Source organism: Methylomonas rosea (assembly GCF_024505055.1).
Classification (GTDB): Bacteria; Pseudomonadota; Gammaproteobacteria; order Methylococcales; family Methylomonadaceae; genus Methylomonas; species Methylomonas rosea.
This window is the reverse complement of the sequence record NZ_JANIBL010000045.1, coordinates 18,103-41,232: the sequence shown is the minus strand read 5'-3', so window position 1 is coordinate 41,232 and position 23,130 is coordinate 18,103. Positions and strand designations below refer to the sequence as shown.

22 protein-coding genes are annotated in these 23,130 nt (G+C 53.5%); 4 read left to right on the top strand and 18 right to left on the bottom strand.

What is annotated here, in order from left to right:
* Positions 1 to 19 precede the first annotated feature (19 nt).
* The 16 genes from NP589_RS14515 to NP589_RS14440 all read right to left on the bottom strand — a co-directional run bounded on the left by NP589_RS14515 (position 20) and on the right by NP589_RS14440 (position 12,975).
* Complete coding sequence (locus tag NP589_RS14515; protein ID WP_256607632.1) at positions 20 to 148, bottom strand: hypothetical protein; 129 nt, start codon at positions 146 to 148, stop codon at positions 20 to 22.
* A gap of 202 nt (positions 149 to 350) precedes the next feature.
* The gene (locus NP589_RS14510; protein ID WP_256607631.1) at positions 351 to 1,466 is read right to left on the bottom strand and encodes an inorganic phosphate transporter; all 1,116 of its coding nucleotides are present in this window, start codon (positions 1,464 to 1,466) and stop codon (positions 351 to 353) included.
* Between the two features lie 10 nt (positions 1,467 to 1,476).
* Positions 1,477 to 2,106: a DUF47 domain-containing protein gene (locus NP589_RS14505; RefSeq protein ID WP_256607630.1), complete on the bottom strand. Its 630-nt coding sequence runs from the start codon at positions 2,104 to 2,106 to the stop codon at positions 1,477 to 1,479.
* A gap of 121 nt (positions 2,107 to 2,227) precedes the next feature.
* Positions 2,228 to 2,707: a hydrogenase maturation protease gene (locus NP589_RS14500; protein WP_256607629.1), complete on the bottom strand. Its 480-nt coding sequence runs from the start codon at positions 2,705 to 2,707 to the stop codon at positions 2,228 to 2,230.
* The gene (locus NP589_RS14495; RefSeq protein WP_256607628.1) at positions 2,704 to 4,215 is read right to left on the bottom strand and encodes a Ni/Fe hydrogenase subunit alpha; all 1,512 of its coding nucleotides are present in this window, start codon (positions 4,213 to 4,215) and stop codon (positions 2,704 to 2,706) included. Before NP589_RS14495 ends, NP589_RS14500 begins: the two co-directional genes overlap by 4 nt.
* Before the next feature lie 12 nt (positions 4,216 to 4,227).
* Entirely contained in the window at positions 4,228 to 4,767 is a 540-nt protein-coding gene (locus NP589_RS14490) for an NADH-quinone oxidoreductase subunit B family protein (RefSeq protein WP_256607627.1), read from the bottom strand.
* Positions 4,757 to 5,584, bottom strand: coding sequence for a 2Fe-2S iron-sulfur cluster-binding protein (locus tag NP589_RS14485; protein ID WP_256607626.1), 828 nt, complete (start codon positions 5,582 to 5,584; stop codon positions 4,757 to 4,759). The genes NP589_RS14490 and NP589_RS14485 overlap by 11 nt, the downstream gene beginning before the upstream one ends.
* Before the next feature lies 1 nt (position 5,585).
* Entirely contained in the window at positions 5,586 to 7,367 is a 1,782-nt protein-coding gene (locus NP589_RS14480) for an NAD(P)H-dependent oxidoreductase subunit E (protein ID WP_256607625.1), read from the bottom strand.
* A gap of 334 nt (positions 7,368 to 7,701) precedes the next feature.
* Entirely contained in the window at positions 7,702 to 7,965 is a 264-nt protein-coding gene (locus tag NP589_RS14475) for a hypothetical protein (protein WP_256607624.1), read from the bottom strand.
* Positions 7,966 to 8,120: 155 nt separating this feature from the next.
* A complete protein-coding gene (locus tag NP589_RS14470; RefSeq protein WP_256607623.1) occupies positions 8,121 to 8,327 on the bottom strand; it encodes a hypothetical protein in 207 nt (68 codons plus the stop codon).
* 57 nt (positions 8,328 to 8,384) lie between these two features.
* Complete coding sequence (gene arsB / locus NP589_RS14465) at positions 8,385 to 9,443, bottom strand: ACR3 family arsenite efflux transporter (RefSeq protein WP_256607622.1); 1,059 nt, start codon at positions 9,441 to 9,443, stop codon at positions 8,385 to 8,387.
* A 34-nt stretch (positions 9,444 to 9,477) separates the two neighbouring features.
* Complete coding sequence (locus tag NP589_RS14460) at positions 9,478 to 9,921, bottom strand: ArsI/CadI family heavy metal resistance metalloenzyme (protein WP_256607621.1); 444 nt, start codon at positions 9,919 to 9,921, stop codon at positions 9,478 to 9,480.
* A 53-nt stretch (positions 9,922 to 9,974) separates the two neighbouring features.
* Positions 9,975 to 11,747: an arsenical pump-driving ATPase gene (arsA, locus tag NP589_RS14455; protein WP_256607620.1), complete on the bottom strand. Its 1,773-nt coding sequence runs from the start codon at positions 11,745 to 11,747 to the stop codon at positions 9,975 to 9,977.
* Between the two features lie 17 nt (positions 11,748 to 11,764).
* Positions 11,765 to 12,121 carry an arsenite efflux transporter metallochaperone ArsD gene (arsD, locus tag NP589_RS14450; protein ID WP_256607619.1) on the bottom strand — a complete coding sequence of 119 codons (357 nt, stop codon included), beginning with the start codon at positions 12,119 to 12,121 and terminating at the stop codon, positions 11,765 to 11,767.
* A gap of 15 nt (positions 12,122 to 12,136) precedes the next feature.
* Positions 12,137 to 12,619 (bottom strand): arsenate reductase ArsC, encoded by a 483-nt coding sequence (locus tag NP589_RS14445; RefSeq protein WP_256607618.1) that lies wholly within the window; start codon positions 12,617 to 12,619, stop codon positions 12,137 to 12,139.
* On the bottom strand, positions 12,616 to 12,975 hold the full coding sequence (locus NP589_RS14440; protein WP_256607617.1) for an ArsR/SmtB family transcription factor: 360 nt from the start codon (positions 12,973 to 12,975) through the stop codon (positions 12,616 to 12,618). Before NP589_RS14440 ends, NP589_RS14445 begins: the two co-directional genes overlap by 4 nt.
* Before the next feature lie 190 nt (positions 12,976 to 13,165).
* Between NP589_RS14440 and NP589_RS14435 the strand changes: the two genes are divergently transcribed.
* The 3 genes from NP589_RS14435 (at position 13,166) to NP589_RS14425 (ending at position 17,387) form a co-directional block, all read left to right on the top strand.
* Entirely contained in the window at positions 13,166 to 14,806 is a 1,641-nt protein-coding gene (locus NP589_RS14435; RefSeq protein ID WP_256607616.1) for a choice-of-anchor I family protein, read from the top strand.
* Positions 14,807 to 14,953: 147 nt separating this feature from the next.
* Complete coding sequence (locus NP589_RS14430; RefSeq protein WP_256607615.1) at positions 14,954 to 16,558, top strand: alkaline phosphatase; 1,605 nt, start codon at positions 14,954 to 14,956, stop codon at positions 16,556 to 16,558.
* 79 nt (positions 16,559 to 16,637) lie between these two features.
* Positions 16,638 to 17,387 carry a hypothetical protein gene (locus NP589_RS14425; RefSeq protein ID WP_256607614.1) on the top strand — a complete coding sequence of 250 codons (750 nt, stop codon included), beginning with the start codon at positions 16,638 to 16,640 and terminating at the stop codon, positions 17,385 to 17,387.
* A gap of 225 nt (positions 17,388 to 17,612) precedes the next feature.
* On the opposite strand, the gene NP589_RS14420 is transcribed toward NP589_RS14425, so the two are convergent.
* Together NP589_RS14420 and NP589_RS14415 are read right to left on the bottom strand one after the other, a co-directional pair.
* Positions 17,613 to 19,400: a bifunctional metallophosphatase/5'-nucleotidase gene (locus NP589_RS14420; protein WP_256607613.1), complete on the bottom strand. Its 1,788-nt coding sequence runs from the start codon at positions 19,398 to 19,400 to the stop codon at positions 17,613 to 17,615.
* 11 nt (positions 19,401 to 19,411) lie between these two features.
* The gene (locus NP589_RS14415) at positions 19,412 to 19,966 is read right to left on the bottom strand and encodes a hypothetical protein (RefSeq protein ID WP_256607612.1); all 555 of its coding nucleotides are present in this window, start codon (positions 19,964 to 19,966) and stop codon (positions 19,412 to 19,414) included.
* Positions 19,967 to 21,058: 1,092 nt separating this feature from the next.
* On the opposite strand from NP589_RS14415, the gene NP589_RS14410 reads away from it, so the two are divergent.
* Positions 21,059 to 22,753, top strand: a complete 1,695-nt coding sequence (locus tag NP589_RS14410) for a sensor domain-containing diguanylate cyclase (protein WP_256607611.1) — start codon at positions 21,059 to 21,061, stop codon at positions 22,751 to 22,753.
* Positions 22,754 to 23,130 lie beyond the last annotated feature (377 nt).

Genomic DNA, 23,130 nt, shown 5'->3' with positions numbered 1-23,130 from the left:
AACTAGAGCCTAAATTGTCTCATTCTCTGGGTTCCGGTTTGCCGTCGCTCAGTCTTTCCCGCCTGTCTTTCTCGAACTCATGTTTCACGAAAAACAGGCCCCCCATCAAGCCCAACAACATCACGATTTCCAGTATTTCTCTCATCATTTCAGTCACCTCTAAATTTAGGAAAAGTATGAATACTTCAATGGGGGCGACCAGTAATTTTTGGGGCTGTGCTACAAGGATATGGTTTTTACAGCATTAGTCTCCCTTATCAAATAGGCTACCCTGGGAATTCGCGTAGTCAATTATTAACCCGACCCTAAATTCCATGACTGTCATTCAAATCAGCGATTTGAGTCCAGGCTTAATTCTGCAACAGTGGCAATAAGCTCACCATTCCCCAGGCAATACCCCCGGCGGCGGGGATGGTTAAAACCCATGCCCAAACAATCCGCTCGATCACGGAAAGTTTCAGGGTGTGAGGGTTTTTGGCAAAACCTACGCCCATGATCGCGGTGGAAATACTATGTGTGGTGGAAACCGGCATGCCAAAATGCGCGGCAGCCAACAGGATGGTTGCGGAGCTGGTTTCTGCCGCGAAGCCGTTTATCGGGTGCAGTTTGACCATTTTGTGTCCAAGAGTCTTGATAATTCGCCAGCCGCCCACCGAGGTGCCGAGTGCCATGATCAACGCACAACTGAACACGATCCAGGTGTCTATGTCTTTTTCGCCGCCGTCCGGACGCAGGAATTCCGCCCAACCCGGCAATTGATCCAGCGTGCCGGCGTTGTTTGCCGTAAATATGGCCAGTGCGATGATGCCCATGGTTTTTTGCGCATCATTGCTGCCGTGCGCAAATCCCATATAGCCGGCCGACAACAATTGCGCTTTTCCGAACAAGGCATTGATCCATTTCGGCCGCGAAATTTGCCCCAACAGGCCGCCGGCGGCATTCATGCCGCTGATGATCGCCATCAACAAACCCATGATCAAAATGCCCAAGGTAAAACCGGCTATCGGGGAGCTGATCATCGGAATCACCACTTTCCAGAGCAGTCCTTTGTTTTCAGTCCACACTAATGCGGTTTTCGACCATATCAACACATCCGGATTATTGTGTCCCGCCGCCAGAGCCGCGCCGCATAAGCCGCCAATCAAGGCGTGGCTGGAAGACGAGGGCAGGCCCAAGGCCCAGGTAATCAGGTTCCAGATAATCGCTCCGGTCAGCGCGCAGATCAGTACTTCTGAGGTGATTGTGACCATGCCGGTATCGACCAGTCCGGACGAAATGGTTTTGGCCACGGCGGTGCCGGACAATGCGCCGACCAGATTAGTTACAGCAGCCAGGATGACCGCCTGGGTAGGGGTTAGTACTTTGGTGGCAACCACCGTGGCGATAGAGTTGGCGGTGTCATGAAAACCGTTGACGAACTCGAATATCAGTGCCGCCAGAATGACCAGCAAAAGCAATGTCAGCATGACAGTCCTTCTATGAGTTTTTTAAGACGATGTGATAAACCACATTGCCGGCATCGCGGCAGCGATCGATGGCTTTTTCGAGGATTTCAAACAAATTGGTTTTGACCAGATAGCGGATCGGATCGGTTTCGTTGGTATAGACGTCGCGATATAGTTCAAGTATTTGGTCGTCGGCTTCCGCTTCAATGGTTTGCAGTTGATCGTTTAGGCGTTTGACTTCATCCAAATCCATGCCTTTGCGCAGCTGTCCCACCATTTGCTCCAAAACCTCGCAGGCTTGTTCCAGCATCTGCGCGCGGCTGATGAAGTCTACATCGCCGATGCGGCCCAAGGCTAAGCTGTAGCGTTCCGCAAATTTTTCCACGACTTTGGGAATCTTATACAGCGCGCCGTTCAGCGCTTCGATATCCTCGCGGTCCAGCACGGTAACAAAGGTATTGACTAATTCTTCGCTGATTTGCCCGAATAAATTCTTTTCCCGGCGTCGCGCCTGTTTAAATTTTTCCAGTGATTGTTGGGTTGTGGGCGTGCTGAGCAGCTCTATCAAGGCCTTGGCTGAGGCGTGTGCCGATTCCGCACTGGCTTCAAGCAAGCCATAAAATTTATCGCCTTTGCCAAAGATGGTTTGTAGAGAGAACATGGTGTTTCCTTATTTGTGACAGTTTTATTAATTATTGTATAACAGCATAAGGTTGTGCGCAGGTTCTGTCCGCACTTTAATGGGGCGCTCGGCTGGCGCTTGTCTCCAAAGCGCAGTCGATTCAGCTTTCAGATTGACTCTTGACGATGGTTGATAGCGGCTGCGCCAGCAGCTTTTCCAGGAAGTGGCAAGCGTGTTGAAAATTGGCCCTGCAACGTTCGCTCAAACCAGTGCCCAGTTCAAAGGCTTCGGCTTGGATGCTTAATAAAAAGCAGGGCGGGACTACCTGTTTGCTGACGGATTGATAAACCGACAGCAACGCCGCAGGGCTCAGCGCATGGCTGCTGTAGCTGTGGTCTTGTAAGGGAATTAATCGGGTAAAGGCAAAGCTTTCAGGGCAGTTGACCGACGCATCGACAAACACTACCAATTCGCGACCTTGCAAATCCAACGCGTGTTCGATTTGCAATTGAAAGTCGCTGAGCAATTCGATACGGGTCAGGTCGAGTTGTTCGGCAAGATGGTCCAATACCAATGGACCAACGGCGTCGTCGCCACGGCTAGGGTTGCCGTAACCGAACACCAGGATGGGTTTGGTCATGCGCTGCTGTGAATAAATTCGCCGCTGCTATGCCGAATTAGTGTATCCACCAGCTTACCTTCGGCATCGATCAATTCCAACTGCAACGGCATTTTGCCGACTGCGTGTGTGGCGCAAGATAGGCAAGGGTCGTAGGCGCGGATCGCTACTTCCAGGTTATTCAGCAACGGTTCGGATAATTCTCGGCCCGACAGATATTCCGCTGCCACCTGGCGTACCGATTCGTTCATCGCCGTGTTGTTGCTGGTAGTGGAGACAATCAGATTGGCTTTGGTGACAATGTCGTTTTCGTCGATTTGATAATGATGAAACAGCGTGCCGCGCGGGGCTTCGATCACACCGATGCCTTCGTGGCGCTTTTCGCCTTTGGCGACCAGATCGTTACTTAGCAAGTCGGGATCGTCGAGCAAGGCTTGGATGCTTTCCGCGCAATGCAACAATTCGATCATGCGGGTCCAATGGAAAGCCAGGGTACTATGCACCATGGCTTCGCCGCTATGTCGTTTGAATTCCACACGGGCGCTTTCTGCCAGCGGCGTGTCGATGAAATCGCAGTTGTTGATCCGCGCCAACGGCCCGACTCGGTACCAGCCGTCGGTTTTGCCCAGCGAAGTCAGGTAGGGGAATTTCATATAGGTCCAGGAACGGACCTCCTCGCGGATCAGCTCAGGGTAAGTGCAATAATCGTAATGGTCGACCAGGGTTTCGCCTTGCTCGCCCTTCACCCGAATCCCACCGTGATAAAGCTCCAGCGCGCCGTTAGGCTTGGTCAAGCTTAGATATTTGCTGCGGATGGTGGCGAAGTCGTCGTAATAAGGCAGGTTGGAGGTGTGGACTTTTGTGACCAGTTGCAAAGCGGCTTCCGCCCAGATCACGATCTGCGCAATGTCTTGTTTTAAATAATCGCACTCTGCTTTGGTCAAGGCTTTGTTCATGCCGCCGGGGATTGCACCGGTGCCGTGAATACGCTTGCCCGACACCATGCGGATCACTTCCTGGCCGTATTTGCGCAGTTTCACGCCTTGCAAGCCAATATCCGGATAGTCAGTCAGCACCGCCACAATGCTGCGCTTGCCGATCTCGCTTTCAAAACCGAACAGCAAATCCGGACTAGACAGGTGGAAGAAATGCAAAGCATGCGATTGCAAAACCTGACCGAAATGCAGCAAGCGACGCAATTTATCCGCTGCCGGCGGCAAGTTAACCGGATCGACGCCGACCAACTGGTCGATGGCCTTGGCGGCGGCCAGATGGTGGCTGACGGGACAGATGCCGCACAAGCGTTGCACCATCACCGGCAGTTCCCAGTAAGGGCGGCCCTGAATAAACTTTTCGAAGCCGCGAAATTCGACGATGTGCAGGCGGGCTTGCTGGACTTTATTGTTTTCATCTAACAGCAGCGTGACTTTACCGTGGCCTTCGACGCGGGAGACCGGGTCGACTGCGACCCGTTTTAGCTTGCCGCTCTCGACTAAAGCCGGATCGGCGGTTTCAAGATGTTCGTACACAGCGGTTCCCTATTAGTCGTAATGGACTAATTCATAAGGTAAATTTGGATCGCGGCCTTCGATCAATGCGTTGAGGTAGGTCCAGAACACATCGGCGGACGGCGGACAGCCGGGCATAAAGTAATCGATCTTCACAATTTCGTGGACCGGACGCACCTTGTCCAGCAATAAAGGCAATTCCGGATCGTTGGGTATCTGCGGATTGTCCACGCCGATGCCGTCTTGATAGGCTTCCAGCAGGCAATCTTCCAACTTAAAAAAGTTACGCAGCGCCGGCAGGCCGCCGTTGATCGCGCAGGCACCGACCGCCACCAGGATTTTGCAGTGACTGCGAAATTCGCGCAGCACATGCACGTTTTCGGAATTGCACACGCCGCCTTCGATCAGGCCTATGTCGCAGGGTCCGCAGTGTTCGATGTCGGTCAGCGGCGAGCGGTCGAATTCGACGATGTCCGCCAATTTCAACAAGCGCTCGTCAATATCCAGAAACGACATATGGCAACCGAAGCAGCCGGCCAGCGAGGTGGTGGCGATTTTAATCTTAGCGGCCATGTTTGATATCCGGAGCAGGCGGCATGGTTGCCGCGTAGTGGGAATCAGGTCCGCCATTCTGCGGTAGCTTGGTCTGATCGCAGCTTGGGTAGCCTGTTGCCGCGCCGGCTTCCAGAACCGCCCTTTCGCAGGCCACTTCGCTGATGGGATGGTGGTCGTAAATGCGTTCGCCAATTGGTGCGAGGTATGCACTGCGTTTCACCAGAATCGCACCGGTTGGACAGACATGAGCAGCCTCGTCATCGACGCTAATATCGCTGTCTTTCAACTTACCGGTTGGAGAGTTGACGATCAGCCGTTTGTGAATGCCACGCCCGGCGATGCCGAATACCTCTTTACCGTCTTTTTCCTTACTGGCGCGTACGCACAGGTTGCAAAAAATGCAGCGGTCGTGGTCGATTAATATATCCGGGTGTGAGGCATCCAGTTCCCGCTGGGCATAAAAATGCGGGTAGTGGTTATCCAGCATGTTCTGGTGGTAGGCCACGGCCTGTAACTGGCAATTACCGGATTTTTCGCAGGACGGACAGAAATGGTTGCCTTCCACGAACAGCATCTGGGTGATGCGTTGGCGGTCGTGTTGCAGGTCAGGGCTGTTGCTGATTACGGTCTGGCCGTCGGCCGCCGGCAGCGTGCAGGCGGTATTGGTTCGACCATTGACTTTGACCGTACACAATTTGCAGCTGCCGTAAGGGGCATAGCCCGGCCGGTGGCACAGATAGGGAATGTACACGCCGGCAGTGCGCGCCGCCTCGATAATGGTTTGGCCGTCGCTGAACGGCACGGCGATGCCGTCGATGCAAAGGGTGCCGCTCATGTCAGTTCTCCACTTGCGATAAATGCGCCGCGTCGTCGTCGCGCTGCGCCATGCGTCGCGCCACGGCCAGGGTGGCGTCCAAATCAAAGCCCGGCGTAAAACTACTTTGTTTTAATTGATTCAGATACAACTCGGGGTGGCTGGCTAAGGTGCTTAAAATCGGATTGGCGGCGGAATCGCCCAAACCACAATGGCTGTTGTTTTTGACGATCAGGCATAACTCGCTGAGCTCTTCCAAATCTACCGCAGCACCGTTGCCTTCGACAATTTTCTGTAGCTGGTTTTTCAATAGCGTGGTGCCGACCCGGCACGGCGTGCAAAAGCCGCAGCTTTCGTGGGCGAAGAAATCAGTAAAGTTTTGGACGATGTCGAAAATATTCCTGCTACTGTTGAACACGATAAACGAGCCGGCGGTGGACAGGTCTTCGAAGGCTATCCGGCGTTGCAGTTCCCGGCTGGAAATAAAGGTGCCGGACGGTCCGCCCACTTGCACACCCATCACATCGTCCGCACCGCAGTCCCGCAAAATATCCTCGATCGGAGTGCCGAACGGGTATTCGTAAATGCCGGGACGTGCGCAGTCGCCACTGATACTGAGCAGTTTGCTGCCGGTCGATTGCGGGGTGCCGACCTCTGCAAACCATTGCCCGCCTTGAATAGCGATGTGGGTCGCAGCAAAAAAAGTCTCGACGTTATCGACCACGGTGGGCTTGCGTTGATAGCCGCAGATCACCGAGTTGGGCGGTTTAACCCGGGGAATGCCGGGCTTGCCTTCCAACGATTCGATTTGCGCGGAGGCCTCGCCGCAGATGTAAGCGCCGGCACCCATGCGGATTTCGATGTCAAAATCAAAGCCGTCCCGGCCAAGGATATTGCGCCCGAGCAAACCGCTTTCGCGGCGCCGCTGTAACACGCGCTGCAATTGCTCGTAGAGGAATAAATACTCGGCGCGTAGATACAGTAAACCCTGGTCCGAGCCGATAATGGCCGCGCATAAGGTCATGCCTTCGAAGATTTGGTCCGCGTAAAGATCGAGCAGCATCCGGTCCTTGAAAGTACCGGGTTCGCCCTCGTCGGCGTTGCAGATGACATAGTGCGGGGTAGCGGCTTGGACGGAACAGGTTCGCCATTTCAGAGCCGTTTTAAAGCCGGCGCCGCCACGGCCGCGCAGGTTGGAGCTGTCTACTTCCGCCAAGGTTTCCGCAAGGCCTCGCGCAAAAGTGGCTGCCAGTGCCGCGCCGCTATTGAACGGCTGGTTCAGCAGCAGGCCGGGTTTGCGGATTGGCTCGTCAACCGCGAAGAACTCTGCCGGCCAATCGCTCAAAGGCGCTTGCTGCTCGATCAACTGGACAATCACATCGATTCTGGAATGATCCAGACGCGTCAACGCATAGCCATTAACCAAACCGGCCGGGCCTTGGTCGCACATGCCGGTGCAGGAGGTGTTATTCAGACTGACCAAGCCATCGGCACGAACCTGGCCGACTTTGACCTTCAGCTTTTCCGCCAGGTAATTCAGCAATTTTTCCTTGCCCAGCATTCTATCGGTAATCGAATCGCTGATATGAATGTCGTAACGGCCTTGCGGCGTCAGATGCAAGAAACTGTAGAATTCCGCAACGGCAATAATCTGGGTGCGGGGGATATGCAGGGCTGCGGCCAATTGTTCGATAGCCATCTGGGGAATATGCAGGTACTGAGCCTGCACGGCTCTTAGCATCTGCAAGAGCCTTTCCGGTTTATAGTCCGCCTGTACCAGTACGGACTCAATAAAAGTATTCATCTTCGAGTTACTGGGCAGTTTTGTTGAATCGTCGTGTCCCATTGCAATTGAAAAATCATGAGCCACCCCATACACCATTCATAATTTGGCGCTAGATTTTTCAAATCGTTCACTGGCAGTCTACCTGGAAGAGCGGAGCCACAAGATTAGTTGTGGAAGCCGTTACATTCCGCTTGCCTAGCGAAAGTGCCTGCCTTGTCTCTCTATGCGCCAATGCACATAATCCAGCCGCGCGGTGTCTATCGTTCTCGCTGCGGAAGATGTGCAAATTCGCCGTCATCCATGGCGCAATACTAAACAAATTAGCCGGGCGTGGACAGCAAAATATTGCCGATCAAAACGTGGCTATCGGGACGAAGGGGTTGCGGCGTTGGCACGGAATACGCTTTTTACCGGGCTCCCGGACGCAGTCATGCTTGCGGGTTTGGTAACAAAGCGCGCAGCGGTTTAAGCGGCGCTGATAACGGCCATAAGCACCGAAGACCAAACGCTCCAGGCGATCCAGTGCAGTAGGGTTGGCAGCAAACAGCCTGATCTGTCTCGCATGTAATGCGGCATAAAGCTGCCGGGCTTGATCGATTAAAATGTCATTGTCCATCGTCATCACCTGACTTAATCGCTGATGAGTCTAAAAAATGGCGTTGGCATGCGCGATTGAACATGCCGGGTTGAATTATTGCGCGTGCTTATGTTGATAGCTTTGATTTCAATCAACAAGGCTTGAAATTGCCGGCGACCAAGGTCTGGCGCGCGCTAATTGGCTTCCTCTGCGTCGGCAGCAAGGCACTGCTCGACGACGCGACGGCTCAAAACCTCGTCTTGCAGCATTATATCTACCATAGATGCCACCACCGTCCGAGTTTTTAAGCCGTTAAAGCGAGAAAAGTTTTTCAGTTGGTCGTAAGTCGGTTCTTCCACCGCAATTTTCTTTCTATCGACTTTTGATTTATCGGCAGCCATGAGAGTGTTCCTTTGTAAGCTTAAGGTTGGGTAAACGAATCGTTGGGTAAACGAATGTCAATTTTGAATCAGTCCGTGCTTGCGAAAATAGAAGGCTACGTTGACCAAAGCGATCATCACCGGTACTTCGATTAATGGCCCTATCACTGCTGCAAATGCCGCGCCGCTATTAATGCCAAACACCGCCACCGCCACCGCAATAGCCAATTCGAAATTATTGCTGGCCGCGGTAAATGCCAGCGTGGTGGTTTTACCGTAGCCGGCGCCGATGGCTCTGCCCATCAAAAAGCTCAGCAAAAACATCACCACAAAGTAAATTAGCAGCGGTATCGCAATCCGCACTACGTCCAACGGCAATTGTACGATCAAATCGCCCTTCAGCGAGAACATCACCACGATGGTAAACAGCAAAGCAATCAAGGTTAGCGGGCTGATCTTCGGCACGAAAGTTTGGTGATACCAATCTTTGCCCTTGGCCTTGACCAACAGAAAACGCGTGCTGAAACCGGCTAGAAACGGAATGCCCAGATAAATGAATACGCTCTTGGCGATTTCACCGATAGTGATTTCGACTAAGCTGCCTTGCATGCCAAACCAGGGTGGTAACACGGTAATGAACAGCCAGGCGTAAACGCTATAAAACAAGACCTGAAACACGCTGTTAAATGCCACCAAACCCGCCGCATACTCGTTGTCGCCGTTAGCCAGCTCGTTCCAGACGATGACCATGGCGATGCAACGCGCCAGGCCTATCAAGATCAGGCCGACCATGTAGTCGGGATAATCGCGCAGAAACACGATGGCTAGCGCGAACATTAATACCGGGCCGAGCAGCCAGTTTTGCAGCAAGGACACGGCCAATATACGCCAGTTGCGAAATACGTCGCCTAGTTCTTCATAACGGACTTTGGCCAGCGGCGGATACATCATCACGATCAAGCCGATGGCAATCGGGATATTGGTGGTGCCGACCGAAACTGCTGCGTTGAAATTGCTTACTTCCGTCGGAAACAGAAAACCTATGCCAACCCCAAGCGCCATGGCGATAAAAATCCATAGGGTCAGAAAACGGTCGAGAAATGACAAGCGGGCATTGGGGCAATGCGGGGTGTTCATTTAAATCTCCAAAGATATGAGGGCAATGGTTTGGCTACTCGGCTCTATCGGCTGCCGGCGGTTTGCAGCAACTGCTAGAGGGTTCGAGTTGCAGGACTTGATCGTCTCCAAATAAGGGAATGGTCTGCAAGGAATGAAAGGCCTCCCAGGCGATGCCTTGCGGATCGACGGTCCAGTATTTGTCGGACTGGGCATAGCAGCAGTTGGCTTGTTTTTGCTCTGCAACCGGCAATTCGGCAGCGGCCAGATTTTGCTCGACTGCTTCCAATTCCTCACCCGACTCCACTTGTATCCCCAAATGATCCAGACCCGGTTGGCGACCGCGATTGGAAATCGCGAAATTGACGCGCGGATCGTCCAGTAACCACTTAACATAATCGGCTTCGTGCACGGTTGGTTCGCATTGAAACAGTGCGCTATAAAAGTCGATATTTTTCGCCAGATCATCGACGGCGAGATGGATATGCAGGCGTTTCATCGGGTTTGCTCCGAGACAAAGGGTGAATGAGCTTGGAGATTTGCTAGTGTTGCTTAGTTATGACCGCCGGCTAATGCCAGCAAGCGTTCCACGCCGGTCGGTTCTTCCCGTAACAACGGCACGAGCGCGTAACGCTGGGCATATCGACTGGCTACTGCGCCGATTTCCGGCAATTCATTGGCGGCACGTTGCCGTAACAGCGGGGAATGCACGGTGCTTGCGGCCACGCTGTTATTAATCACCCAGGCCCAGGGCTCGATGCCGGCCCGGCGTAAATCGTCTTGCAGATGGACCGCTTCCAGCACCGGCGTGGTTTCCGCTAAGGTAACGATCAGCACTTTGGTTTGGCGCGGGTCCTGCAATTGCATCATCGGCGTGGTGAAATGCTGTTTGGCATCGCCCATTTGCCGAGACACTTCACGATGGTAAGCGCCGGTCGCGTCCAATAACAGTAAGGTGTGGCCGGTCGGCGCGGTGTCCATCACTACAAATTTCTTGCCGGCTTCGCGGATAATGCGGGAAAAGGCTTGGAACACCGCAATTTCTTCGGTGCAAGGCGAGCGCAAGTCTTCTTCCAGCAAAGCCCGGCCTGCCTCGTCCAGTTTGGCGCCTTTTGTTGCCAGCACATGTTCGCGATAGCGTTCGGTTTCCGCATGCGGATCGATTTTGCTGACCGTCAGATCCGGCAAAGCGCCGTTCAGTGTGTCGGTTAAATTGGCGGCAGGATCGGAGGTGGTGAGATGCGCCGGCAAACCGCGTCGCGCCAGTTCGACCGCGAACGCGGCGGCCAGCGTGGTTTTGCCGACGCCGCCTTTGCCCATCAGCATCACCAGTCCATGGCCGTCGGCGGCAATCTCGTCCACCAACGTTGATAGATTTGGCACGGGTATGGCCGGCATAAGTTCATTGTCAGGCATCGCCAGCGGCGCGGCTGTGCCTAGCAATTGCCTCAACGCCGTCAGCCCAACCAGATTGAAGGGCTTTAGTTCAATGCGGTCCATTGGTAAGTTTTTTAACCCTGCCGGCATGTCGGCTAAAGCACGTTGCTCACGCTGGTAGATGGCGATGGCCAGCGGGTCTTGTGCGGTTGCGCTCTCCGGCAAGATGCCATTGATTGCCAAAAACTGTTGCGATAAGCCGATGGCGTTTAATTCTTCGTGGGTACGTGCCACTTCGCGCAAGGTCGATTGTTGGGCGCGGGCGACCAGGATCAACCGACTGCGCTGCGGATTGGCTAATGCTGCGACGGCGGCTTTATATTGGCTGCGCTGTTTTTCCAAACCGGCCAAGGGGCCTAGGCAAGAGGCGTCGCCTTTGCCTTGTTCCAGAAAGCCGCTCCAGGCGCCGGGCAGTTGCAGCAGACGGATAGTGTGGCCGGTCGGCGCGGTATCGAATACGATGTGATCGTAACCGGCGGTCAATTCCGAGTCGGTTAATAGTGCGGTGAATTCGTCGAACGCGGCGATTTCCGTGGTACAGGCCCCGGACAATTGTTCTTCTATGCCTTTGACGATGCTGTCCGGTAACACGCCGCGCACCGGGCCGACGATGCGGTCTCTATAGGCTTGCGCCGCCGCTTGCGGATCGATTTCCAAGGCCGCCAGGCAGGGTACGGCCGGAATGGCAGTGATCTGATTGCCGATAGCGATGCCAAATACCTGGCCGACGTTCGATGCCGGATCGGTACTCACCAACAACACCTGTCTGCCGGCATCCGCCAATTGCATCGCTGACGCGCAAGCGATGGACGTTTTGCCGACGCCGCCTTTACCGGTAAAAAATAGAAAGCGCGGCGCTTGTTCGAGAAATTTGCAATCGCTGTTCACGGCACTAATAGCAGACGCTAACAACAGCTGCTGCCGCTGCAACAGCCCGACGGAGCCTGCTCTTCCGTTACGCTAATTGCTGCCCAACGTGCCAACTCGGTTCGATTGGGATAGCGACCGGCTAGGGCGACTTCGCCATCGACCAAGATCAAGGGCAATGCCTCGGCTCCGGAGCGTTCCAGAAAGGCTTTTACCGCCGGGTTTTCGGCAAACGCCAAGGGGGTTTGCGCCAGATTAAAGCGCTCAATATTGGCGCCGTTCTGTTTGGCCCAATCAACATCGGCGGCAAAGCCGACCAACTGTTGATCGACTTCCACACCGCAAACGCCGGTACTGCAACACAGCGCTGGGTCAAATACATGGATACTGGTCATAAGGAAACTCCTTAACTACTGAGGCAACAAAGTGCCGATGCGATCCAATTCGGCTTTCAGGCGCTCCGGATCGTTCGTTAATTGGTCCAGCGGCAAGGCAAAAAACTGTTCGATGCGATGGCGCAGAATGCGGTAAGCGACCATGAAGGCCGCGTCGATTTCTTCGTCGGTACCCTCGACATGCGCGGGATCTTCGACGCCCCAATGGCTGCGCATTACCGGGCCGAGATAGGCCGGACAGGTTTCGTTGGCGGCATTGCCGCACACACTCAAAACGATGTCTGGTGTCACCGGCAGGTCGTTCCAGGACTTGCTGAAATAGCCCTCGGTAGAAATGCCTTCTCTCGCCAGCAAGGCCAGCGAGCGAGGGTGAATCTTGCCGGTCGGTTTGCTGCCGGCGCTCAGGCCATGCCAGCCGGCCGGCGCCAAGTGATTGAAAGTGGCCTCGCCAAGTACGGAGCGGCAGGAGTTGCCGGTACACAAAAATAATACGTTCATGATGGATTGTCGGTCGGGGTTGAGGGTAAAGAATCGTTATTGCCGGAACAGGCCGCAAGCGACAAGCAGGCGTTGCCGTTGCAACAGTTCTCGGTCAGGAACGCCAACAGATCGTTCATCGCCGAAAAGTTAGCGGTGTAAATCACGAAGCGGCTTTCGTTGCGCGAGCTCACCAGGTTGGCGTAAGACAATTCCTTCAAATGAAACGACAGGGAAGACGGCGCAATGCCGGTGACTTCACTGATTTTTCCGGCAGCCAATCCTGTCGGGCCAGCCTGCACCAAGGCGCGGTAAATAGCCAAACGGGACTCTTGGGCCAGTGCGGCCAGGGCGATCACAGCAGTTTTATTTTCCATATTTCAACAATAATTGAAATATGGAATCGAGTCAATTTTTTTGCTCTTTGCCGTTCGGTTGTGGCGTAACGCTACTGTCACAAAGGCTATTTACCATTCGCAAGACTACCGTTCCGACGATGTCGGTGCGATGCAGCTCACAAATCCTTACATCAAATACCAAACAAATAGTGTCTCAGGAGCATTTTTTATGAAACAGACTTTAATTGCCGCCGGCGTCGCTGCGGTGCTGGCCTCTACTAATGCCAGTGCGGCCGCGGATTTTCAATGGTCGCATCAATGGACTTTTAATCACTCAGCAGCGAACGGTTCCAGTGCCATGGGTTCGGAAATCGTCTCCTACGATGCGGTCAATAACCGCTTGTGGGTAGCCGGAACCGATGCCAATCAGGCCAATATCGGCCAAGGCGGTATCGACGTACTGGACATGAATGGCAATTTGCTGCAAAGCATCTCCACCAGTGCGCTCGGCGGGATTAATAGTGTGGCAGTGAAAAACGGCCAAGCCGCCATTGCCTTAACCGCGCCGACTAAAACCGATGCGGGTTTAGTGCGTTTCTACAATGCGGCTGACTACACCCTGCAACAAAGTGTGACAGTGGGCGCCAATCCCGACGCAGTGACTTATACGCCCGATGGCAGCCGCTTGCTGGTGGCTAACGAAGGCGAACCCAGCAGCTATTTGGTGGGGCCTAGCGGCGATCCGGAAGGCTCGGTCAGTATTATCAACACCAATACCTTTGCGGTTCAAACTGCCGGATTTTCTGCTTACAACGGCGCGGCGGCGGCTTTGAAAGCCAACGGCGTGCGTCTGACCGGCCCGAACGCCAGCGTCGCCCAAGATTTGGAACCGGAATATATTGCGGTCAGCCAAGACGGCACCAAAGCCTTTGCCACGCTGCAAGAGGCCAATTCCGTCGCCGTCATCGATATCGCCAGCGCGACCGTGACTGACATTAAGGCGCTGGGGTTGAAGGATCACAGTCTGGCCGGTAATGGTCTGGATGTCTCGGATAGAGACGGTGCCGGCACTGCGGCTTTAAAAGGCAATATCCAGAACTGGAACGTGATGGGTATGTATATGCCCGATGGCATCGCCAGTTTTAGCAAAGACGGCAATCAGTATTATGTGACCGCCAACGAAGGCGATTCACGCGAAGATTGGCCGGGTGGTTCGGAAGAGGTGCGGGTGGGCGCAGCTACTATCGACCCAGTATTGGCTACCGCTATGGCAGCTGCGCATGGCGCGGATTGGCAAACCAACAACGATAAATTGAATCGTTTGACCGTTTCAAAAAGCGGCGATCTTGACAATGACGGCGACTTGGATCAACTGCAAGTATTCGGCGCTCGCTCTTTCTCGATTCTGGATGCCAACGGCACCATGGTGTTCGACTCCGGCGATAAGTTAGAGCAAACCATAAAATCATTGATCGCCGCAAATCCCGGCAATGCTGCCTACGAGGCCTTGTGGGACGATGGCCGCAGCGATAACAAAGGTCCGGAGCCGGAAAGCGCGGTAGTTGGTAAAGTTGACGGCCGCGACTTGTTGTTTCTGGGTTTGGAGCGCTCCAACGCGATCATGGTGTGGGATTTGACCGACCTGAATAGCCCGGCGTTTTTGGATATGTTGTTCACCGGCGGCGACGTCGGTCCGGAAGGTCTGAGCTTCTTCAGCAACGCCCAGGGCAGTTATCTGGCGGTTGCTAACGAAGTTAGCGAAACCACTTCGCTGTATAAAGTATCTGCCGTGCCGGTACCGGGTGCGGTTTGGTTGTTTGGTTCCGCGTTGCTGGGCTTGATAGGCATGAAACGCGGTCGCAAAGACTAAACACCCTCTTAAGCCAGGTTAGCATCGAGATTTCGGCTAACCTGGCTTTTCGCATTTTTGCGGCGTGAACTCTCGCTTTGCCGGTAACGTGCTTGTCATATTCAAGCGCTAATGTTGCGGCTCCGTAAACCGCTCTCGGAGCAACACATGAAAAAAACACATCCACAAAAACTGGCGGCGGTCGCTGTTGGTGCCTTCGGTTTTACCTTATCGGTAGCCGCAGTAGCCCATGACCATGCCGACCGCGATCATCACAAACCCGCCCAAACCAGCCAAGTACCGACATCAGGCCTCGAATGGTTCAAAGCCGGCGAAGCTGCGGTATTGGTTAACAAACGAGACGTAGCACAACTGCGCAAAGCCAAAAACGTCATCTTGTTTGTAGGCGACGGCATGGGCGTTTCCACCGTCACCGCTGCACGGATTTTGGAAGGCCAAATGGCCGGACGCGACGGCGAGTTCAACCGTTTGGGCTTTGAAAAATTTAATAACCTGGCGTTTTCGGTGACGGCCAGCGCTAATCAGCAAACCTCGGATTCCGCGCCTACCGCTACCGCGATGGTGGCCGGTATCAAAACCAACGACGGTGCTATTTCCGTCGATCAAAGCATCAACCGTACCGAACCTAGCGCGGAAGTCACTGCGGCGAAAAGCGTGAAAACCATCCTGGAACGTGCCGAAGAACGAGGTATGTCCACCGGCGTAGTCACAACCGCCCGTTTTACCCACGCCACGCCAGCGGTAAACTACGCACATATATCCAACCGCGACTGGGAAGCCGACAGCAATCTGCCGGCTGGCGCCACAGTTAAGGACATCGCCCGCCAGTTGCTGGAGTTTCCTTACGGCGATGGATTGGAAGTGGCTTTGGGCGGCGGTCGTAGCTACTTCATGCCCAATACTGTTGCCGACCCCGAGTACCCCACCCAAAAAGGTCGCCGTGCCGATGGCCGCGATCTGACCTTGGAATGGACGTCGCAATACAATAATTCCGACTACGTCTGGAACAAAGCGCAGTTCGACGCGGTAAACCCAGCATCTACCGATCATTTGTTGGGTTTGTTCGAACGTTCGCACATGCGCTATGAAGCCGACCGTGCGCAAGACGCCGCCGGCGAACCGTCCTTGACCGAGATGACCGAAAAAGCCATCAAAATTCTGGAAAAAAACCGCAAAGGTTATTATCTAATGGTGGAAGCCGGCCGTATCGACCATGCTCACCACGCAGGTAACGCTTACCGGGCCCTGACCGATACTGTGGCGCTATCGGATGCGGTAAAAAAAGCCAAACAACTGACTCGTGACGAAGACACCTTGATCCTGGTTACTGCTGATCATAGCCATGTGTTCACCATCGCCGGTTATCCGTCGCGCGGCAATCCTATCCTGGGCCAAACCGCGGTTGACGGCGTTACGCTGAAGGATTCTTTGGGTTTGCCTTACACCACCTTGTCGTATGCTAACGGTCCGGGCTGGACCGGCGGCTTGCAACGCAAGGAATTCAATCCAGCCAACGAAGGCACCGTGGCCGCCGCTTATGCAGGGAGCAAATTGCGTCCTGATTTGACAGCGGTTGATACCAGCAATCCGAACTACATGCAGGAAGCTACAGTACCGATGAGCGCGGAAACCCACGCCGGCGAAGACGTGGCTATCTATGCGGATGGCCCTGGCGCTTATCTGGTACGCGGTACGCTGGAACAAAACGTGATTTATCATGTGATGGCTGATGCGCTAGGCATGCGCAAATAGTCAGGGACTTTTCCCAAAGCCGAATCAGGGACGCTAGCCGTCCCTGATTTTTTTTGAATACCGCTAAAGTGCAGGATCCATGTTCAACACTATTTTCAAATTTTTAAGCAAACTGTTTGCTTTGGGCTTATTGATCGTTTTGGCGGCTTGCAGCCATGTGCCGGCCAAACACGCCGCCAACACTCAGGTTATCGATCTATCTGCGGCAAACTTGCCGGCGGTAGCCGCCGAGTTTGTCACCACCCGCACCGGCGAAGAGCACGAACACGACGAGCACCAGGCACTGCCCGCACAGGTCAGCTGGCGCTTCTGGCGCGATAGCCAGCAGATTACGATAGAAAGGCCACAACTGGGCTTGGGGGAACTGTGGCAACGCGACGGCCAGGAGCTGATTCACCGTAAGCTTTATCACCAAGACCAGCGGGCAATCGAGTTTCAAGCCGGCGATTTACGGATGCTGGACATCACGCCGTCCTGGCAAAAATTGGCGCTGTTGCTGGATAGTCAGCTGCTGGACAAACTGACTGCCGAAGAAGTCGAATGGACCGATGGCATCCCGACCCGCGAATATCAAGGCAAAGTCGCCGACACCGAATGGCATGTGGTGATGAGGTTGGATCTGGCCTTACCTGCATTGATTGAACGTGAACATGGCGAGTTTTCCGAGCGTACCGAATTGCTAAACGCTTATCCGCTGAAAGCCGCGCCCTGGCAACCGACGCCAGTCAACGGTTACGACGTAATCGATTTTGCCGATCTGGGCGACAAGGAGTCCGATCCGTTCGTGATTAAAGTGCAAGCGCAGATGGGGCATGAGCATCATCATTAACCCCCGAAAGGCTTTTCGTTATTACTCCGGCCCTTAAAAATCGTCTCTCCCGCGTAGGCGGGAGCCCAGGTGCCGTAAGGCGTTCGCTGAGAAGTTTCGATTCTGGCTTTAGCCAGTATGGCAGTGGCCGCTGAAACATCGTTATTCAGGCAAAAAAAAAGCCCGCTGTATCGCGTACCAGCGGGCCCGAGTACTACTACAGAGCTTACAACTAATCTATAAAACTTACAGTGCCGGCGCTGGAGCCTGCAAAATCCGATTTCGCAGGCCGGGGGCTACCGTACCGTTAACGGTAAAGTAGTTTTCCAGCGCATCCAGATCCAGCGCGCCGCCCAGGCGGTTGGTGCCTTGCGTCAAAACATAATATTGATCGCCACCGTCCGCCATGAAGTTATTTACCGTGACCCGATAGCTGGCGGCTGGGTCGACCACGACACCGTTGATTGTGATACTGGCTGGATCGACGTTATCGCAAGCCGTGCCTTTTTCCCGCCATTCGTAACTAAAGCCATTCGACACTTGCATGATGCGATTGGACGCCTGGCCAGCCACTGGCGCACCGGCTGGATAGCCCACGGTGCAACCGGTGAATTGTTGTTCCAGCAAGGTGTGGATTTGCGCGCCGGTCAAGGTCAGTGTCACCAAGGTGTTGCCGAAGGGTTGTACGGTAAAGGCTTCCGCGTAAGTGACCTTGCCGTCGCCTTCGTTAGCAGTGCTGGATGGAAAGGTCAAATCGGCGCGGATGCCGCCGGGGTTCATGAATGACACCACTGCTTCGCCAAAGCCGACATTTTGGGTAGCCAACAATTGCGCATCGGCAATCACATCGCCCAAGGCGGACTCGCCGGCACTGGTAGCGGTTCTAGTAATCGCCGCACTGATGCTGCCGATCACCCGGTTAGCGATAGGGGTGGACAGGGCTTTGTAATTGTCGACGATGGTTTTAATCGCCGCATTCGGTGTGATGGCGGTGTTGCTGCGATCAACGACGATGTTTTCGGCGCTGACGCTACTGACTTCGCCGTTCACGGTGCTGATAGCCACGTCGATGTCGGTCAATACCCGGCCTTGCGAATTGGCGCTGGTTACCGAAATCAAGCGGCCGGCTTTGTTGGCGATTTGGCAGTTATAGGCTTGGTGAGTGTGGCCGGAGATCACCAAATCCACTTCGTCGTCCAATTGATTGACGATGGATTTGATCGGCGAACCGTTTAAACCGCCATCGCAGTTGTTGATGGTAGATGCACTTTGCGTCACCGGTATCGTGCCGCCTTGGTGAATCAACACCACCACCGCTTCGACGCCGCGCGCCCGCAATTTGGGAATCAAGGCATTGACAGTCGCCGCTTCATCCTTGAACTCCAGGCCGGCCACGCCGGTGGGGGTGACGATGGTGGGGGTTTCCTTCAAAGTCATGCCGATAAAGCCGACCCGCACGCCGCCGACTACTTTGATCGCGTATTGCGGAAACAGGGTTTTGCCGGAGGCAGTTTCGACCACGTTGGCAGCCAGAAATTTGAAATCCGCGCCTTCGAACGGCACCGGTGTGCCGACTGAAGCGCCTTGGCAGGAGTTGGGATCGGTTGGATGGCAACCGCCGTTTTGCATGCGTTTCAGCTCGGTTTTGCCTTCGTCGAATTCGTGATTGCCGACTGCATTAAATTCCAGACCCAGGCGGTTCATAGTTTCGATAGTCGGTTCGTCGTGAAACAGCGCGGAAACCAGCGGCGTCGCGCCGATAATGTCGCCGGCCGAGACCACTACGGTGCTGGGATTTTGGTTTTTCAGATCGTTAATATAACCCGCCATCCAATCGACGCCGCCGACCGGAATATTGGTGGATGCCGCGCTGGTGGGCGTTTGCCGGAAAGTGCCCGGCGATTCCAATTGGCCGTGAAAATCGTTGAAGGCGACGATTTTGATCGTGGTGGTGGGGATGGTGGTTACCGCGTTTGCAGCGCCCAGTGTGCCCAAGCCCAGTGCGATGCCTATAGCTAGTTTGTTTAATTTCATCGGTTTATCCCTTATTTAGTAGATTTGCGGCGACGAGATACCAAGCCCATCAGGCCGGCGCCGGCTGCATATAAGCCGGCAGCGGCAGGCAGAGGCACGGCGGTCAGGCTGACCGCGCCGATGGTGGCGTTAATCTCTGCCGAGGTATCGTCCAGAGCGGATTGGATCAGCAGGCCGCTGATTTGATAACTGCCGGCACCCAACAGAAATTCGCCGCGGCTGTAGTCTGAGCTGGCGTAAGCCAAGTCAAAATCGCTGTAAACAGACGTTGGATAATTGTTAACGGCGGCCGAGGTTTCGCCGAGTACGCTGGCCGTGTTAAAAATCTTGAATCTATCGCCAGCGAAGCCGGCGTCGACTACGCGCAAAATCGCCGAGCCGGTCAATGTAAAATCAAAGCTCAACGAATTGTTATCCAGGTCTATCCATTCCAGACCGCCGGAATTAGACACTGAATTATCTACATCAAACGCATGCCAGGCACCATCGGCGCTAATGGTAATCGCCTCGGCTTGCGTGCAGATTGCCGACAGCAAGGCCACGGCAAGAACAGATTTTTTGATCATTTAGAGTGCTCCGATAAAGACAGCGCGCGGGTTTTTGTTATAAGTCACCGGCTGCTCGTTCATATTGGGTTGAGAAATTTCCATCGCTATGGGTAAAGCAAGTACAGCCTAAGGAAATTTTGTGATGAACTTGTGATTGTTGGATGAAGATTTCGTGAAACGTAATACACGGGAGAGTATCCGGGGCCCGGCTTTGTGGGAGTGTGGGACAACATATCGCCGATGGTCGGGTTCGGAGCTCGGCGATTTGGGTTTTGCACCGGTATGACCGAGAAAATTACTTGGAAGCTGGCGTAATTTTCTGCAACGTTCGAGCTTGGAGCTTGGGCATTGGACAAAATTACTTCAATGATTAGGTTCCGAGCTTGAATGATTGAGAAAAAAGCTTGGGCGATGGAGTTCGGAGCTCGAACGATGCAGAAATTTTCTCGATCGTTTTAGCTCGGAGCTTGGGGGTTGGACAAAATAACTCCAATGGCGAGGGTCAGAGCTCGAATGATCGAGAAAATAGCTCGGATGATGGAGTTTTGATCTCGAGTGATGGAGAAATTTTCTCGGTTGGTCGAGCTCGGAGCTCGGGCATTGGACAAAATAACTTCAATGTTAGGGTTCAGAGCTCATTTGGTGTCGCTATCGCGACGGGTGTTTTGAAGTCGGGTCTCGGCCCGACAGCCGAGATACTTTCTTTTGTTCCGCCAAAAGAAAGTATCCAAAGAAAAGGCGGCCCGGATGCCGCTTGTTCCCTGCGCTCCTCGGATTTGAACGGGGTTGCCTGAAGGGGCTTCCCAGCCCCTGCATGCAACGCGCCGCATCCCTGCGGCGCCCCTGACGGGCGAATCCGTTCAAACCCTCCGGTGCTCGGCGCGGCATTCGGGAGAAAACCTCGCCGCGAAATTTGAAATCCAGCTAATATTCGTACAGTTTTGTAGGAAGCAATAGCGATAGCGCAATGCGCCGAATGCTTTAAGGCCAACATGCGGCGCAATATGGCTACTTCTTTTGAACGCCCTACGAATTGCGCCTTTCAGTCTTATAATTTCCGCTACGCAGTTTGCCATTCTTTTTTCGATCACCCGCACTGGAAGAATTTGTATGCGCATTCCTCTCGGCAAATTTTTGTTGCTGGCTATGTTCCTATTTTTTGTTGTGGCCTCGCTTTTGACGGTATTTGCATATAGCGCTTACCGATTCTCGGAAGAACGTCGGCTCGAAGTTATTCGGACCCGGGAAAGCGGATACCTGGCTTTATCCGAACAACTAATTCAACGAGCAATGTTTGAGCCTATTGCTGATTTAAACGTCGCTACGCAGTTACCGGTCGTTAGAAGTTACTTGAACAACCCAAACCCGGAAAATTTGGCGGCCATGACCCGTACCTTTTTGGCGATATCTAGGGCTTACGGGCGCTACTATAAAATTCGTTTTATCGCGAATGACGGGAAGGAAGTTGTCAGGGTGTCACGTCAGCTGAACCAGTCTTATGTCACGCCGGACAAAGAGCTGCAAAACAAAGCGGATCGTTACTTTTTTAAAGCGGCTATGGCGCTCGATGAAAAAGAGCTTTACATCTCCCCGTTCGATCTGAACATGGAACAAGGCAAACTCGAAACGCCTTACAGGCCGATGGTGCGTTTTGCGAAACATGTGTTTGACGATCTTGGCAATGGCAAGGGCGTTATCATTTTTAACTATAACGCTCAAGAAATGCTCGATGCATTGAAAGATGCCAATAGCAGCAATGCCAACGATGCCTTACATGAGGTAATGCTAATTAACGAGGAAGGCTATTGGCTTACCAATAGTCATGCGCCCGAGAAAGAATGGGGCTTTGCCCACGAAAAATCATCCGACGTTTTTGCATATCAATTTCCCACTATTTGGCATCATGTCAATAGCGAAGAGCATGGCAGTATTTTAAGCGATGAGGGTATGTTTCTGTTCAAAACACTTCGCCCATGGCAAAACGCATCACTTTCCAATGACGCATTTTCGGCGCAATTAGCAGAGGACGCTATTTCGACAATCAACGCTCAGGCTTATCGCTGGAAGCTTGTGTTGTGGTTGCCGCCGAGGTCGCTCTCGAAAACGTCTTTGGCATCACAGGATTTCACCTGGCCTGTTGTGATTGTGTTTTATGTGCTGATAGCGCTGGCTACCACAGCTTTGGCGTATCTAATAATGCAAAGAAGATTACGACGGCAGTTGCAAGCAGAGCATATTTTGGACATGGAACGTCAAGCCCATACTGATGTGCTGACGGGTTTAGTGAACAGACGGCGTTTCCTCGAACTTGCAAAGCAGGAAATTAGCCGCACGCTCAGAAAACCCGCGCCCTTGTCATTACTGATGCTTGACATAGATCATTTCAAGCGCATTAACGACATGTATGGTCATGCAACAGGCGACGAAGTGCTTAAAGCATTTTCCGGCACATGCGCCGCCGTGTTGAGAGAAATCGACGTATTTGCCAGGCTGGGAGGCGAGGAATTTGTTGCGCTGCTGCCTGACACAACGGCCAATCAAGCCGAACTTATCGCTAACCGAATTTGTAAAGCCGTCGCCGCTACGCCAGTTTTGTCGGACAAGCAGGAGACGATAAATGTCACAGTCTCGATTGGCATAAGTCAATGGTCTGGTGCGCCATCAAACGTGGATACGCTGTTGCAGACAGCGGATGAGGCTCTTTATGAGGCAAAAAAAACCGGGCGAAACAAAGTGATATGCGCTCAGTGCTCTGTCAACTGGGAGATTTGCGATAAAAATAAAACGTTCTTAAATCCAAATTAATGAGGAGCTTGTAAAATTCGGTAACCCGAGCAGAATAAACCCGGTGGCTACGGCTTTTGTGCCCACGCGGCATTAAATATATACCGCTAACGGTGGGCAGAAAAGCGTTGCCCACCCTACGCATTTTGATTCTTTACTAAATTTCGGGAGTGGTTTTTTCCCGTTATTCCGCCCCGAGCATCGCAGTTTTTGGCGAGAATAGCCCGCAGGGGCGCGGCAGGGATGCCGCGCGTTTTCGGAGGGCCAAGGATGGCCCTTCCGAAAACCTTCGGCAAAAGCGAGAAGCGCAGGATTATGGCGGAATGTCGGGTGGCCTTTTCTTTGGATACTTTCTTTTGGCCAAGCAAAAGAAAGTATCGCGGTCGTCGGTCCGCGAA

Coding starts and splice junctions, on each gene's coding strand:
- NP589_RS14515 (WP_256607632.1), bottom strand. CDS start 148: ATGATGAGAGAAATACTGGAAATCGTGATGTTGTTGGGCTTGATGGGG.
- NP589_RS14510 (WP_256607631.1), bottom strand. CDS start 1,466: ATGCTGACATTGCTTTTGCTGGTCATTCTGGCGGCACTGATATTCGAG.
- NP589_RS14505 (WP_256607630.1), bottom strand. CDS start 2,106: ATGTTCTCTCTACAAACCATCTTTGGCAAAGGCGATAAATTTTATGGC.
- NP589_RS14500 (WP_256607629.1), bottom strand. CDS start 2,707: ATGACCAAACCCATCCTGGTGTTCGGTTACGGCAACCCTAGCCGTGGC.
- NP589_RS14490 (WP_256607627.1), bottom strand. CDS start 4,767: ATGGCCGCTAAGATTAAAATCGCCACCACCTCGCTGGCCGGCTGCTTC.
- NP589_RS14485 (WP_256607626.1), bottom strand. CDS start 5,584: ATGAGCGGCACCCTTTGCATCGACGGCATCGCCGTGCCGTTCAGCGAC.
- NP589_RS14480 (WP_256607625.1), bottom strand. CDS start 7,367: ATGAATACTTTTATTGAGTCCGTACTGGTACAGGCGGACTATAAACCG.
- NP589_RS14475 (WP_256607624.1), bottom strand. CDS start 7,965: ATGGACAATGACATTTTAATCGATCAAGCCCGGCAGCTTTATGCCGCA.
- NP589_RS14470 (WP_256607623.1), bottom strand. CDS start 8,327: ATGGCTGCCGATAAATCAAAAGTCGATAGAAAGAAAATTGCGGTGGAA.
- arsB (WP_256607622.1), bottom strand. CDS start 9,443: ATGAACACCCCGCATTGCCCCAATGCCCGCTTGTCATTTCTCGACCGT.
- NP589_RS14460 (WP_256607621.1), bottom strand. CDS start 9,921: ATGAAACGCCTGCATATCCATCTCGCCGTCGATGATCTGGCGAAAAAT.
- arsD (WP_256607619.1), bottom strand. CDS start 12,121: ATGACCAGTATCCATGTATTTGACCCAGCGCTGTGTTGCAGTACCGGC.
- NP589_RS14445 (WP_256607618.1), bottom strand. CDS start 12,619: ATGAACGTATTATTTTTGTGTACCGGCAACTCCTGCCGCTCCGTACTT.
- NP589_RS14440 (WP_256607617.1), bottom strand. CDS start 12,975: ATGGAAAATAAAACTGCTGTGATCGCCCTGGCCGCACTGGCCCAAGAG.
- NP589_RS14435 (WP_256607616.1), top strand. CDS start 13,166: ATGAAACAGACTTTAATTGCCGCCGGCGTCGCTGCGGTGCTGGCCTCT.
- NP589_RS14430 (WP_256607615.1), top strand. CDS start 14,954: ATGAAAAAAACACATCCACAAAAACTGGCGGCGGTCGCTGTTGGTGCC.
- NP589_RS14425 (WP_256607614.1), top strand. CDS start 16,638: ATGTTCAACACTATTTTCAAATTTTTAAGCAAACTGTTTGCTTTGGGC.
- NP589_RS14420 (WP_256607613.1), bottom strand. CDS start 19,400: ATGAAATTAAACAAACTAGCTATAGGCATCGCACTGGGCTTGGGCACA.
- NP589_RS14415 (WP_256607612.1), bottom strand. CDS start 19,966: ATGATCAAAAAATCTGTTCTTGCCGTGGCCTTGCTGTCGGCAATCTGC.
- NP589_RS14410 (WP_256607611.1), top strand. CDS start 21,059: ATGCGCATTCCTCTCGGCAAATTTTTGTTGCTGGCTATGTTCCTATTT.